At 52.4% G+C, this 11,933-nt stretch carries 11 protein-coding genes; 8 read left to right on the top strand and 3 right to left on the bottom strand.

Annotated features, from left to right (window positions below; genetic code table 11):
• Nucleotides 1-121 precede the first annotated feature (121 nt).
• From EBB54_RS11720 to EBB54_RS11705, 4 genes are read left to right on the top strand one after another with little or no spacing between them, the layout of a single operon-like run.
• Nucleotides 122-514, top strand: coding sequence for a GntR family transcriptional regulator (locus tag EBB54_RS11720; RefSeq protein WP_125127557.1), 393 nt, complete (start codon nucleotides 122-124; stop codon nucleotides 512-514).
• A gap of 39 nt (nucleotides 515-553) precedes the next feature.
• The gene (locus EBB54_RS11715) at nucleotides 554-1,477 is read left to right on the top strand and encodes an ABC transporter ATP-binding protein (RefSeq protein WP_125127556.1); all 924 of its coding nucleotides are present in this window, start codon (nucleotides 554-556) and stop codon (nucleotides 1,475-1,477) included.
• Nucleotides 1,474-2,094 (top strand): hypothetical protein, encoded by a 621-nt coding sequence (locus EBB54_RS11710; protein WP_125127555.1) that lies wholly within the window; start codon nucleotides 1,474-1,476, stop codon nucleotides 2,092-2,094. The genes EBB54_RS11715 and EBB54_RS11710 overlap by 4 nt, the downstream gene beginning before the upstream one ends.
• Nucleotides 2,084-2,746, top strand: coding sequence for a hypothetical protein (locus tag EBB54_RS11705; protein WP_125127554.1), 663 nt, complete (start codon nucleotides 2,084-2,086; stop codon nucleotides 2,744-2,746). Before EBB54_RS11710 ends, EBB54_RS11705 begins: the two co-directional genes overlap by 11 nt.
• A gap of 60 nt (nucleotides 2,747-2,806) precedes the next feature.
• Here the strand turns inward: EBB54_RS11705 and EBB54_RS11700 are convergent, their stop codons facing one another.
• Both EBB54_RS11700 and EBB54_RS11695 read right to left on the bottom strand, forming a co-directional pair.
• On the bottom strand, nucleotides 2,807-4,174 hold the full coding sequence (locus EBB54_RS11700) for a spore germination protein (protein ID WP_125127553.1): 1,368 nt from the start codon (nucleotides 4,172-4,174) through the stop codon (nucleotides 2,807-2,809).
• 107 nt (nucleotides 4,175-4,281) lie between these two features.
• Nucleotides 4,282-5,490 (bottom strand): M23 family metallopeptidase, encoded by a 1,209-nt coding sequence (locus tag EBB54_RS11695; protein WP_125127552.1) that lies wholly within the window; start codon nucleotides 5,488-5,490, stop codon nucleotides 4,282-4,284.
• 267 nt (nucleotides 5,491-5,757) lie between these two features.
• On the opposite strand from EBB54_RS11695, the gene EBB54_RS11690 reads away from it, so the two are divergent.
• From EBB54_RS11690 to EBB54_RS11680, 3 genes are read left to right on the top strand one after another with little or no spacing between them, the layout of a single operon-like run.
• Complete coding sequence (locus EBB54_RS11690) at nucleotides 5,758-7,188, top strand: sodium:proton antiporter (RefSeq protein ID WP_408640796.1); 1,431 nt, start codon at nucleotides 5,758-5,760, stop codon at nucleotides 7,186-7,188.
• Nucleotides 7,189-7,200: 12 nt separating this feature from the next.
• Nucleotides 7,201-8,271 (top strand): cytidylate kinase-like family protein, encoded by a 1,071-nt coding sequence (locus tag EBB54_RS11685; RefSeq protein WP_125127550.1) that lies wholly within the window; start codon nucleotides 7,201-7,203, stop codon nucleotides 8,269-8,271.
• A complete protein-coding gene (locus tag EBB54_RS11680; RefSeq protein WP_125127549.1) occupies nucleotides 8,258-9,616 on the top strand; it encodes an MATE family efflux transporter in 1,359 nt (452 codons plus the stop codon). Before EBB54_RS11685 ends, EBB54_RS11680 begins: the two co-directional genes overlap by 14 nt.
• 27 nt (nucleotides 9,617-9,643) lie before the next feature.
• Here the strand turns inward: EBB54_RS11680 and EBB54_RS11675 are convergent, their stop codons facing one another.
• A complete protein-coding gene (locus tag EBB54_RS11675; RefSeq protein WP_125127548.1) occupies nucleotides 9,644-11,002 on the bottom strand; it encodes a sodium-dependent transporter in 1,359 nt (452 codons plus the stop codon).
• A 416-nt stretch (nucleotides 11,003-11,418) separates the two neighbouring features.
• Here EBB54_RS11675 and infC point away from each other — a divergent pair, with 416 nt between their 5' ends.
• Nucleotides 11,419-11,913, top strand: coding sequence for a translation initiation factor IF-3 (infC, locus tag EBB54_RS11670; RefSeq protein ID WP_004080894.1), 495 nt, complete (start codon nucleotides 11,419-11,421; stop codon nucleotides 11,911-11,913).
• The last annotated feature ends 20 nt before the right edge of the window (nucleotides 11,914-11,933 follow it).

Raw genomic sequence — 11,933 nt, 5'->3', positions numbered from 1 at the left:
ACCCTGTGAAAAGTAACTTCGGTCAACCGTACAGGTGGAATTTTTTCCTGGAATGATTGACAAATATCTGGTCATAGTGTATATATAACATATAAACAGATAAAATGAAGGTGGTGATGATTTGAAGCTATTACAAAATTCCGGGATACCCATTTATCAGCAAATCGCGGAACAGATGAAGACGGACATTCTGGCTGGCAGGCTGAAGGAGGGAGAGTATCTTCCTTCCATCCGCAGTCTGGCGAAGGAATTGAAGATCAGTGTCATTACCACGATGAAAGCGTATGAGCAGCTTGCGTCGGAGGGGCTGGTGACCGCTGTCCAGGGAAAGGGCTTCTATGTCAACGCCCAGGACAGCGAGATGCTTAAGGAACAACATCTGCGCCGGGTGGAAGAAGCCCTGACGGAGGCAATCCATGCCGCGGAGATCGCAGGTATGCCGCGAGGTGACCTGGAAATGACGCTGCGGGTATTGCTGGACATGAGCGAGGAGCAAAATAACGGACCGGAATAAAGATACGAACATACAGACAAACAGAAAGGGCGGGAGGATATGAAACAGACAGAGCAAAAACAGGAAAACGTAATACAGGCAGGCAATCTGAATAAGAAATACGGCGACTTTCAGCTTTCGATTCCGAGACTGGAGATTCCCAAGGGCTTTGCCACGGCATTGATCGGGGAAAACGGGGCGGGTAAGACCACGCTTTTAAACATACTCTCCGGCATCCGGCTGGATTTCCAGGGGGAGGTGTCCTACTTTGGGGACCGTAGCCGGAAGCTGGACGGCAGCGTGCAGGAGCGGATCGGCTATACGGGACCAGGCAGCTATTATCTGCCCCACTGGACCATCCGTCAGGTGGAGGAAATCAGCGGGCTGCTGTTTGCGGGCTTTCAGAAAGAACGGTTCCGGGAACTCTGCGAAGACATGGGGATCAGCCGGTCCATGACGAAGAGCGTGAAAAAGCTTTCCGACGGCAACCGGATGAAGCTGATGCTGGCGGCAGTGCTGTCCCGGGATACGGAGCTTTTGATCATGGATGAACCCGCATCCCCGCTGGACCCTCTCATGCGGGAGCAGCTTTGCGACAGGATGCGGGACTATCTGGAGGAGGGGGACGGAGAACGCTCGATCTTTTTTTCCACCCACAATATCGCGGATATGGAAAATGTGACGGACTATTGCCTCATCATGGAGCATGGGACGATCGTAGAGGAAGGGTTTGTAGAAGATCTGAAGGAAGAATACGTTCTGGTAAAAGGGGAGGCATCGGATGCCGATCAGACAGGGGAGGTTCTTTTTTCTATGAGCAGGAATTCCTATGGGTTTGAGGGGATCTGCCGGACCCGGGATCTGGAACGTCTGGCCGGACTGGACATCGCCGTGGAGATACCCACCCTTTCTCAGATCTGCGTGGCGGTGATGAAAGCAAACACTGTAAACAGCCCCCGGAAAGGAAGGGGTTCAGGCTTATGAAGAAAAAAATAAAAAGCTATCTGGTCTTTTCTTCTTTTTCATACAAGGTGTGCATATTTCTCCTGATGCCTGCGGTATTGGTGGGAATCGGCATAGGCATCGTAAGCATTTTCGGAGAACTGGGGTTGACGGTGACGGCAATGCTTCTGACGATGGCGGAGATCCTTTCCGATCACTGGCTGTTTTCCGGGCTGATGGCAAAGGAGTCGGAAGGGATGGATGTTCTTCGGACCTCCGGCATGGGAATGGAGATCATGAAAAATGCGCTGATATTGGATCTGCTGCGCAAGCTCCTGACAGCTTTTGGAATCCTGGCGGTCTGTGAGCTGTATGCAGGGCACTGGGGAAGGCTGCTGCTTATGGCAATGGTTTCTTATGTTTTTTCCGCAGCGGGCACATTTTTGGCAAGGTATGGGGGCGGACTCGCGGTCAATGTCTGTATAGGGCAGATTTCGGCGTTTCTGGTTCTGGGATGTCTGTTTTGTGTGTTCCGGTCAGGATCATGGCGGTTCCGGGTTGGATTTGAGCTGCTGTTTCTCGCCCTTGGAGTCCTGGCCAGTGTTCTGACCGTAAGCAAAGCAATGAGGAAAGTGAAGGGAGGATATTATGATCAATGATATGAAACTGGGAATCCGGTTATTACGTTACGGGTTTGGAATCAAAACAAATCTGGTGCTGCTGATCGTATGCACGGCGGCAGATCTGTTATGCTTTGCCCTGGAACTGGCAGGAATTACGACGCCGCTGGACGGGTTTATGCTGCTGGCCTGCGTGATACCCGTGCAGATTCTTTTTACATTAAATGTGGTTGATATCGTGCTGACCTCTCCTGCCAGAAAAAAACTGCAGACATCGGTTCCGGCAGTGATGACTCTGTGTACAACACTGGCAGCGTATCTGATCGTTGTTCTGAAAGAGGCGGTGATCGTCCTCATTCATCCGGACAAGACTGCTCAGAGTGCTATGCGTCTCGTCTTTCTGGGGGTTTTAGTGGCAGTGATTATGGCTTTTACAGGGGTTCTGTATAAATCATTTCCGGCACTTCTTGTGATGTATTTTTCTCTGTCCGGCTTCATTTCGTTTTTCATGATGCCGATCTTGCGGTCGGATTTTCTGGGGGAAGACAGGGGTTCGTTGGTGCGGGCCGCACGGATCGGGGTTGTCCTGATCCTGGCGGGAGGTGCTTTGGAGTATGCGCTCTCTGTTCTATTTTACAAAAAGCCTGTTTCAAAAAAGGTGCTGGGAGAAAGATTGAGCAGGGAGCTGTAAAGTGAAGCGGAAGGGCTGCGGGACTTCCGCCTCACATTGCCGGTGACAGGTGTACTTTACTCAATTCATTTTCACATTCAGGAAGCTTCTTCCGGTCAGCGTTCTGTTGAAGAGCAGGAAACAGAACACCACCACGCATCCTGCCAGAAATCCGATCCAGTTGAAAGAGGCTGTCAGGATCAGAAGGATGATCCGCATAAATTTCATGGCGTATCCAAGCTCAAAATTGGGCTGGGCGTAGTTGGCCATGGCCACAAACGCCATGTAGAGCATGACTTCCGCATTGAACCAGCCCGAGGACACGGAGAACTCGCCCAGCACCAGGGCGGTGATCACACTTAAAGGGGTGCTCAGCATGCTGGGGGTATTTAAAGCCGCCAGATGGAGGCCGTCGATGGCCACCTCCAGCAGAAGGAGCTGGAACACCAGCGGGATATTGACCGTGTCTTTGACGGCCACGAAGGCGAAGATTTCCGGCAGCCAGTCCAGGTTCTGCATGAAAAGCAAAAATACGGGGGTCAGAAATACCGTCAGAAACGCGATAACCGCCCGGGAGATCTTCAGGTAGGTCCCTGTGATTTTCGGGAAATAATAGTCGTTTGCTTCCTCCACAATGTCCAGGATGGAGGTGGGCAGGATCATGGCGGAGGGGGAGTTGTCCACCAGGATCACCACCTTTCCTTCCATCAGGCAGGCGGCCGCGGTGTCCGGGCGTTCCGTGAACTTGAACTTGGGAAAGGGGTTGAACCATTTCCGGTGGTAGATCGCCTCGGCCAGGCTCTGCTGGTTCATGCGCAGGTCGTCCACATGGAGCGCCTCGATCCGCTGCTTCACATTTTCCAGCAGGTCCTTGTCCACCCGGTCCTGCATGTAGCAGACGGCGATATCCGTCCGGGAAGTCTGGCCGGCCTCCGTCATTTCCATGACCAGATGGGGATCGCGAATCCGCCGCCGGATCAGGGCCGTGTTGAATACGATGGTTTCCACAAAGCCGTCGCGGGAACCACGCAGGGACTTGTCCTTCTCCGGTTCCCCCACGCTCCTGGCAGGGTAAGTCCGGCAGTCGATGGCAATGCACACTTCGTAGCCGCTGATGAACAGGCAGGTCATTCCGGAGAGGATATTGCGGATCACCTGGTCATAATCCCCGAGCACATCCACTTCCACATAGGGAATCTTTGTTCTGGCAAATGTGGTCGCATCTTCCGGCATGTCATCGGGCGTCACCCGGAAGAAAGCGTCCATGATCTTCACTAAAGTCTCATCCTTGGTAAAACCGTCAATAAAATAAAAGGTGGCTTTTTTTCCTCCGATCACAATATCCCGGCGGATGATATCAAAGCTTTCCTTCACCGGAAGGAGCTTATCCATATAGGCAATATTTTCCTCAAAGGAAGGCATCACTTTTTTAGAAATTTTATCTATCATACAAATCAGAGTCCTTTCCTGCACGGCATACATGAACCGTTTCTATCAGTATATAGAATCTCCGCCGGGGATCAAAATTATTCTCGAAAACAAAGAAAATCCTCTGTCTAGGATGCCGGCGCGGACGGATCCTGCATCTGATAGATCCGTGTCCATTCTTTTGTTTCATCGTTCCGGATCACTTCGGAGCGGTTTCCGGAAAGAAAACGCACCAGCTCATATCCGCTGACCCAGATCTCCCCGCTGCCTTCTCTCTGGGACTCGTCAAAGATGAGCTGCAGTCCAAAGTGGAGATGGGACTCGTCGATATTGTTTACATTTTCTTTTTTGCTGTATCCGGTGCGGCCCATGTAGCCGATCACGTCCCCGGCCTGTACGATATCCCCCTCCTTCAATCCTTCGGCATATGGCCGGTTCTGCCGCAGGTGGGCGTAGTAGTAATATCGCTTTTTGTCAAAGCTTTCGATTCCGATCCGCCAGCCGCCGTACTGGTTCCAGCCAAGAGCGGTGACCTTACCGGATTCCACGCTGATGATGGGTGTGCCCACCTGTCCCATCAGGTCATGGCCCAGGTGGCTGCGGCGGTATCCGTAGCTTCTTGCCACCCCGAAGTCGTCAAAATCCGAATAGGGGAATCCTTTTGCAATGGGAGAGAACGCTTTCAGACCGTAGCAGGATTTCCAATGTGAAGACTTTTTTTCTGCGGATTCTGTCTCGTTTTTTTCCGGTCTGCTTTCAGTGCCCGGGGGTTGCTCCAACTGATATTCTCCGACCATGCCTCCCAGCACCGCCCCATATGCTTCCCTGTAATAGGGAAAATATTTCATATTCTTTGTATAATCTTCTACGGCAGACTCACCGGAGAGAAGTGTTTCCGCGATGCCGTCCAGGTCGTCGGCGCGGTACCGCTTGAAATCCCCTCCGTATTTTGCGCCCAGGATCGCAAGCAGATCGATCCAGTCCAGGTGGACTTCTTTTCCGTAGGTGTCCGTGTCATACTGGCAGGCCCGCTTCATGGCCTCTGCCGTCACATCAAAATCCACCCATTTTATGTAATCCTTCTGTTCGGAATCCGGATTTTTCGAATCTGTATTCCGGCCGGCGTCCTGGTTTTCTGCGGATTCTTTTTTCCATATTCCTGCGGCGGTCTGCTCTAAATCCCGGGAATCCTCTGCAGAGACCGCTTTTCTGTCCGGCGCCTGGGGATGGGAAGGCTCTGTGCCTGGTGTGACGCCGGATGCCAGCAGGACGGCGCATAGGGCCACCGCAGCGGCCTCGATGCCAAGGGCGATTTTCAGATTTCGATAGTTTGGCATTGTTCTGCTCCTCATAATAAGACTCTGCTATAGCTTATGCGGAAAAAATCCGGCAGATAACAAGGAGTTTTGTTGAATATTCCGATTTTTGCGTCAGGAAGGGAGTTGGGATAGGCGAAAATTTTACTTGAATTTCGACGGAGATTTGCTTATAATGTGCCTCGTAGTTAATTTCAAAACAGCGTGCCGCCGTTTTTATCCTGTTGCTGCTGTTTTGAAAGAAGATCTAAAAAGCTTGATGAGGAGGTTGTAACATTGAAAAAGTGTATGACATTTTTGGGAAGCCTCACAGCAGCGGTTCTTTGCTGTCCTTCTACCGCCCTGGCAGCAGAAGGGGCCAAGGCGGCGTCCGCGCCGATCCCGCTGTGGCTGTGCATTCCCTTTGCAGGGCTGTTGTTCTGCATTGCGGTGCTTCCCTTGATCAAACCGGAATGGTGGGAGTCCCATCAGCCGCTGGCGGTGGCCTTCTGGTCCTGTCTGTTTATCCTGCCCTTCGGATTTTTCTATGGTCCGGGGAGGGCGGCGGAAACCGTTCTGGAATGTCTGGTCAATGATTATCTGACGTTTATCGTATTGCTGTTCGGTCTGTTCTGCGTATCGGGCAATATCACCATGGAAGGCGACCTGGCCGGTTCCCCCAGGGTGAATATCATCCTGCTGACCATCGGGACGCTGCTGTCCAGCTGGATCGGGACGACGGGAGCCAGTATGCTGCTGATCCGTCCGGTGATCAAGATGAATGCCTGGCGCAGAAACCGTTCCCATATCATGGTGTTTTTTATATTTCTGGTATCCAACATCGGAGGCTGCCTGACACCCATCGGCGATCCGCCGCTGTTGATGGGATTTTCCAGAGGGGTTCCGTTTTTCTGGAGCCTGCATCTGTTCCCCATCATGCTGTTCAATATGGTGCTGATTTTGTTTATCTTTTACAGGGTGGACATGAAGAGATACCGCCGGGACATGGCAAGGGGGCGCAAGCCGGATATCAGCAGGCCCGGAACAAAGATCCGCATCCGGGGGCTGCACAACCTGATCTTCATCGCCATGATTGTGGCGGCGGTGATCTTAAGCGGAATGCTGCCGGATATGCCCTTGTTTAAGACGCCGGAGGGCCATGTCCGGGGAATCCATATATTCGGAGAAGTGGTGCTTGGTTTCCCGGCCCTGATCGAGATCGTGATCATCCTGGCGGCGGCATATTTATCCTTCAAGACCACCAGCCCGGAGATCCGGAAGAAAAACCATTTTACCTGGGGAGCTATCAAGGAAGTAGGAATCCTGTTCATCGGAATTTTCATCACCATGCAGCCGGCCCTGGCAATCCTGAAAGGAATGGGCTCCCAGCTTGGGATCACAGAGCCGTTTCAGATGTTCTGGGTGACCGGGGTGCTGTCCAGTTTTCTGGATAATACGCCTACATACCTGGTATTTCTCACGACAGCGGGGGCCATTGGGTTTACAGGGGGACTTGCGACTACGCTTGGACAGGTTCCGGTGAAGGTGCTGACGGCCATTTCCTGCGGCGCGGTGTTCATGGGTGCCAACACGTATATCGGAAATGCGCCCAACTTCATGGTAAAATCCATTGCGGATGAAAACGGTATCCATATGCCGTCGTTTTTCGGGTATATGGGCTGGTCGCTGGCGGTTCTGGTTCCGGTATTCCTGCTGGATACCGTATTGTTTTTCAGATAGGAGGGGAATCACATGTCAAATGAAGAGAAAAATCTGCATGAGCTTGCGGGACGGATCTATGATCTGGATGAGGAGGTCTACAGAGAGCTTGGTTCCTCTCTGGGGCGCGTGTTCAACGGGAAAAAAGAGGACTGCATCGAGGAGACCTTCCGCATGATGCACGAGCGGAACCAGGCGTATATCCTGAGAAACGAGCTGGCCCTGATCAGCAACATGGCGCGGACGATCCAGGACCGTGCGGTGCGCCACCGGATCATGGTCAAATACGACGAGATCTTAAAGGAAGTGACGGAGCTGCCTACCAGCTTCATCAAAGGGGATATTCTGGATCAGAAGATGGCTAAGCTGAATATGTTGAACCTGCAGTCCCGTTTTTCAAAAAACGACCATCTGATCATCTGCATCGGGCGTACCTACGGCTGCGGAGGGAGCGAGATCGGATTTACCCTGGCGGACACCTTAAAGATCAACTACTACGATGTGGAGATCTTCGATGAGGTATTGAAACGCCTGGAGGCGGAGAAGGATTATGTACATGACAAGGGCGGTTATCCGTACAAGGAAGGAGAGGACCACCAGTCCCGGTATCTGAGCACGGTTCCGGCATTTGCCCCGACGCCCAAGTCTACGATCAAAGAAAAGTTAAGGGAATTCAGCCGGTATCACGGACTGCCGAAAAAGGACGCCATCTTCTTTAACCAGAGCGACCTGATCTGCGATATGGCAAAAAAAGAAGATTTTGTAGTCATGGGGCGGTGCGCGGACGCCATCCTGACCAATAACCGGATTCCACACATCAGCATCTTTATCACGGCGCCCCTGGAGCAGCGGGTACGGCGGATCATGGAGGTGCGCGGGTACGAGAACGAGAAGGAGGCGAAGCGTCTCCTGACCAAACTGGATAAAGATCATGTAAAATATTATAAATTTTATACCGGACGGAACTGGGGCAAGGCCAGAAACTATGACCTGTGCATCAACAGCGCCAGCTATGGGATACAGGGCTCCGTGGATCTGATCATGCGGATGCTCAAGAAGGATGGTGACGGGAAGGAAGGGTCCGAAGAGAATGGTAAAAAATGACGAAAGACTGGGGAACGCGCCTCTTGGAAGGCTGATGGTGAGCATGGCCCTGCCGGCGGTGGCGGCCCAGGTGATCAATGTGCTGTATAACATTGTGGACAGGATCTACATCGGACATATCCCGGGCTACGGGGAGCTGGCCCTGACCGGGGTCGGGGTTACGGCCCCGATCCTGATGGTGATCTCTGCCTTCAGTGCATTTGCCGGTATGGGAGGCGCCCCCCAGGCGTCCATTCAGCTTGGAAAGAAAAATTATGAAGGCGCGGAGAAGATCCTGGGAACCAGCGTGGCCATGCTTCTGTTGTTTTCCGTAGTGCTGACCGCAGTATTCCAGGCATTCAAGACCCCCATCCTGTATGCCTTCGGCGCCAGCGACAACACCATTGTCCATGCCAGGGAGTACATCACGATCTATCTGGCGGGCACCGTTTTTGTCCAGTTTGCGCTGGGACTCAATACCTACATCAGCGGCCAGGGCAATGCGAAAATCGCCATGCTGTCCGTTCTCCTGGGCGCGGTGACCAACATCATTCTGGATCCGGTGCTGATCTTCGGATTCCATATGGGAGTCCGGGGAGCAGCCCTTGCCACGGTTATTTCCCAGGCATTAAGCGCGGCGTGGGTGCTGCGGTTTCTGACCGGCTCAAACAGTGTGATCCGGATTCGCAGAAAACAGATCCGCCTGGATAAGAAAACGGTGCTGGGCATCGGCGCGCTTGGAATCTCACCTTTCATTATGCAGAGCACGGAAAGCCTGGTGATGATCACACTGAACACAGGGCTGCAGAAATACGGCGGAGACATGTATGTGGGTACCATGTCCATCATGGCCAGCGTGATGCAGCTCATCACCATCCCGGTACAGGGCGTCGCCCAGGGGGTGCAGCCGATTATGAGCTATAATTACGGCGCAGGCAACTTAAAGCGGGTGAAGGATACCTTCCTGCGGATGGTGCTGGTCTGCCTTGCCGGAACCATGGTGTTTGCGGGGATCGCGGTGCTGCGGCCGGAGTTTTACGCGCGGCTGTTTTCCAGCAATGAAGAGCTGACCATGCTGACCTGCCGATATATGCCGGTTTACTTCCTGGGGATCACGATCTTCGGAATCCAGATGGGCTGCCAGACGACCTTCCTGGCACTGGGACAGGCAAAAGTATCTCTGGTGATCGCTCTGCTCCGCAAGATCGTGCTCCTGGTGCCTCTTGCGGTCCTGCTTCCCAGATTTATGGGTGTGGACGGGGTCTACCGGGCGGAGCCGGTTGCAGACTTTACATCCGTTGCCGTGACGATGCTCCTGTTTTTCTTCACGGCCAGGAAGATCCTCTCCGGGGAGCAGCCGCAGTAAGTCATCCTGCGGCTGCCATTGTATTTGCTACATCACAAAGATGCCGAGGGCGTTTAGGATCGAACTGATGAGGATGGCAACCAGGATGATGGGGGCCACCCATTTGATGACCACGGTAAACAGATGCTTCCCCTTGAAGACGGCGCCTTCGGCGCATGCCTCCTCGATGATGGCCTTGGGCTTGATGACAAACCCTGCAAAGAAACAGGTCAGCAGCGCCACAATCGGCATCAGGATGCTGTTGCTGATGAAGTCCCATGCATCCAGGATAGACATGCCCAGGGGCTTGACGAAATCCCAGATCCCGAATCCCAGGGAAGAGGGAACGCCCATGAGCAGGGAATAGATAAACACCAGGATGCTGGTTTTGCGGCGGGACCAGTGGAAAAAGTCCATCAGGATGGATACGATGGTTTCCATCAGGGAGATGGCGGAGGTGATCGCCGCAAAAAATACAAGCACAAAGAAGACCGTGCCTAAAAATCCGCCGAACCGGATGCTGGCAAAGACCTTCGGAAGGGTGATGAACATCAGCCCCGGGCCTGCTTTTAAGGCAGACGGGTCTCCGCCGGAAAAGGCGAATACGGCGGGCACGATCATCAGTCCGGCGAAAAAGGCGATGCCGGTGTCAAAGATCTCGATCTGCCTGACGGAGCTTTCCAGATTGGTGGATTTGCTCATATAGGATCCGTAAGTGATCATAATGCCCATGGCAAGGGACATGGAGTAAAACAACTGTCCCATGGAAGAGAGCAGTGTCTTGATCGAAAAATCGGACATATGGGGCAGGACGTAGTATTTGACCCCTTCCATGGCGCCGTCGATGGTCAGCACATACAGGGAGATGCCCACAGTCAGGACTACCAGCAGCGGCATCATGACCTTGCTGACTTTTTCGATTCCCTTTTCCACGCCGCAGATGACCACCGCCGCCGTGATCGCCGTAAAGATCACAAACCAGATGATGGGCTCTGATACACCGGAGATAAAGCCGGTAAAATAGGTATCCTCAGCCGCCGCGGACACACCGCCCGTCAGGAAGGTGAAAAAGTATTTGATGACCCATCCGCCGATGACGGAGTAGTAGGGGAAGATGATGACCGGCACAAGGGTGACCAGGACGCCGACAAAGCGGTAGCGCTTATTCAAAGCGGAAAAGGCTCCGATGGCGCTTAAGCCCGTCTTGCGTCCCAGGGCGATCTCAGCGGTCATCAGGGCGAATCCGAAGGTAACGGCCAGGATGATATAGCAGAGCAGGAACGTGCCCCCGCCGTACTGCGCCGCCAGATAGGGAAACCGCCAGATGTTCCCCAGCCCCACCGCCGACCCGGCGGCGGAAAGGATGAAGCCGATCCGGCTTGTAAAGTTGCTTCTGCTGCTTTTCATATTTATAAAGCCCTCCTCATATGGTTTTGGTGAATTTGTACATTTTTTTTGTTCTGTACGCCAGACATATAGGATTATGACATAAAGTACAGGGAAATACAAGAGGTAACGCGAATCGTAATGAATTTGCGGAATAATTTGCCGCAATAATTTGAAAAATGTGTTGACAATTGATGGGAAGTGTGCTAGATTATTCCTTGCGTAAAGCGAAAAACAAAGCAGAGTATCCACTCTCACCATAGCGCAAGCGGGCGACTATCGGTTTGATATTGACACAGGACACAGGGCTGGGACGGAGTATTTTATGACAGCCGTATGTCTGTGAATTGTCGGGTGGATATCTGTTCACTCGTTTTTTATTTGCGACAGCCCAATGGAAATTCATGTGACGGAGGTATACGACAATTAGCGAGTTAATGATTAACGAACAGATCAGAGATAAAGAGGTTCGTCTGATCGGTGAGGATGGGGAACAGTTAGGGATCATGTCAGCGAGGGATGCTTTCAGGATCGCTCAGGAGGCGGAGCTTGACCTGGTGAAGATCGCTCCGGGAGCAAAGCCGCCGGTGTGTAAGATCATCGATTACGGAAAGTATAAGTATGAGCTGACAAGAAAAGAAAAGGAAGCGAAGAAAAAGCAGAAAATTGTTGAAGTCAAAGAAGTGCGCCTGTCACCGAATATTGATACGAATGACCTGAATACCAAGGTGAACAATGCTAAGAAGTTCATCCTCAAGGGCAACAAGGTAAAGGTGACCTTGCGTTTCCGGGGCAGAGAGATGGCACATGTCCAGCAGAGCAAGCATATATTGGATGATTTTTACAAGCTGGTAGGGGACATTGCGGTAGTGGAAAAGCCGGCGAAGCTGGAAGGCCGGAACATGAGCATGGTTTTAACCGTAAAACGTTAAAAATATACAAGCTGGTTATA

It is taken from the genome of Schaedlerella arabinosiphila (assembly GCF_003885045.1).
Lineage (GTDB): Bacteria > Bacillota > Clostridia > Lachnospirales > Lachnospiraceae > Schaedlerella > Schaedlerella arabinosiphila.
Note: the sequence above shows the minus strand (reverse complement) of the source record. Positions and strands in the feature narration are given on the sequence as shown.

What these genes read in the sequence shown, in the direction of transcription:
- EBB54_RS11675 (WP_125127548.1), bottom strand. Translation starts at nt 11,002, where the DNA reads ATGAAAAGCAGCAGAAGCAACTTTACAAGCCGGATCGGCTTCATCCTT.
- EBB54_RS11690 (WP_408640796.1), top strand. Translation starts at nt 5,758, where the DNA reads ATGACATTTTTGGGAAGCCTCACAGCAGCGGTTCTTTGCTGTCCTTCT.
- EBB54_RS11715 (WP_125127556.1), top strand. Translation starts at nt 554, where the DNA reads ATGAAACAGACAGAGCAAAAACAGGAAAACGTAATACAGGCAGGCAAT.
- EBB54_RS11705 (WP_125127554.1), top strand. Translation starts at nt 2,084, where the DNA reads ATGATCAATGATATGAAACTGGGAATCCGGTTATTACGTTACGGGTTT.
- infC (WP_004080894.1), top strand. Translation starts at nt 11,419, where the DNA reads ATGATTAACGAACAGATCAGAGATAAAGAGGTTCGTCTGATCGGTGAG.
- EBB54_RS11710 (WP_125127555.1), top strand. Translation starts at nt 1,474, where the DNA reads ATGAAGAAAAAAATAAAAAGCTATCTGGTCTTTTCTTCTTTTTCATAC.
- EBB54_RS11695 (WP_125127552.1), bottom strand. Translation starts at nt 5,490, where the DNA reads ATGCCAAACTATCGAAATCTGAAAATCGCCCTTGGCATCGAGGCCGCT.
- EBB54_RS11700 (WP_125127553.1), bottom strand. Translation starts at nt 4,174, where the DNA reads ATGATAGATAAAATTTCTAAAAAAGTGATGCCTTCCTTTGAGGAAAAT.
- EBB54_RS11680 (WP_125127549.1), top strand. Translation starts at nt 8,258, where the DNA reads ATGGTAAAAAATGACGAAAGACTGGGGAACGCGCCTCTTGGAAGGCTG.
- EBB54_RS11685 (WP_125127550.1), top strand. Translation starts at nt 7,201, where the DNA reads ATGTCAAATGAAGAGAAAAATCTGCATGAGCTTGCGGGACGGATCTAT.